We start from the raw sequence: 1,086 nt of genomic DNA on the forward strand, positions 1-1,086 counted from the left end.
TGTACCCGGTCATGAGGTTGGTGTCGCGCGGGTGATGGGGGGTTGGCCGCCGCAGGCGGTGTGGGGTCGAGCGTAGTTGTAGTGCTCGAGCCAGGGCGAGAGGGCGTTGAGTCGGGCTTGGTTCGAGCTGAACGGCTGCCGGTAGGCCCAGCCCTCTTGGAGGGTGCGGTTGAAGCGTTCCGCTTTGCCGTTCTGCCAGGGCGAGTAGGCGCGGGTAAGCACGTGGCGCGCCCCGAGCGCAGCGAGAACGTTCTGGAAGTCTCGGGAGAGCCGGTAGTTCATCGCGTTGTCGGTCATGACCTCGCGGATGCGGATGCCGTGGGTGGCGAAGAACGCGGCGGCGTCGGCGAGGAAGCCGGCGCAGGTCGCGCCCTTCTCGTCGGGCAGCACCCGCGCGAACGCGAGCCGGGAGTGGTCGTCGACGGCGACATGGACGTAGTCAAACCCGATCCGCTGTTTGCGTTTGTCGGCGGTGCGGTGGTGATTCAGCGTCGCCGGGCCTTCCACGCGCCATCCGCCGGTGTCGGGGATGCGGCCTAGCTTCTTCACGTCGATATGGATCAGATCGCCCGGCGCTGCACGCTCGTATCGGTGCTGGGTGCGGCGGGACGCGCGGATGCGGATGCCGGTGACCGGGTCCAGCTCGTGCAACGCGGGCAGTCCGGCCCGGGCGATCAGCCGCGACGCGGTCGCCGGGCTGATCCCGAACCGCCGGGCCAGCTCGTCACGGCCCAGCCGCTCCGCCTGCCGTGCGGCCAGCAGCGCCGCCGTGACCTGCGGATCCGTCGCAGTCGGCATCGAGCGCGGACGGGAGCTGCGATCACGCAGCCCCGCCAGACCCTGCAACCGAAACCGCGACACCCAGCGATGCGCGCAGGTCCGCGAGACCCCGAGCTCCTTCGCGACATGCGATACGGGACGGCCCGAGAGCACCCGACGGACAAGGATCAGACGACCGGCCTCAGCCAATCGCGCGTTACGGTGAACCAAGAGGAGGCCTCCCTTCGAGAGTGACTTAGACACCACTCAGAATGGAGGCCTTCTCCCTATCGGTCGATCACCAACGTGCTGACCCGGTACAGCTAG

At 68.4% G+C, this 1,086-nt stretch carries 1 protein-coding gene; it reads right to left on the reverse strand.

The genetic code is table 11. The features are described 5' to 3' along the window. Window positions 1-9: 9 nt before the first annotated feature. Window positions 10-990 (reverse strand): IS481 family transposase, encoded by a 981-nt coding sequence (locus tag MHO01S_RS16120; protein ID WP_061782601.1) that lies wholly within the window; start codon window positions 988-990, stop codon window positions 10-12. Window positions 991-1,086 lie beyond the last annotated feature (96 nt).

The organism is Microbacterium hominis NBRC 15708 (genome assembly GCF_001592125.1).
GTDB classification, from domain to species: domain Bacteria; phylum Actinomycetota; class Actinomycetes; order Actinomycetales; family Microbacteriaceae; genus Microbacterium; species Microbacterium hominis.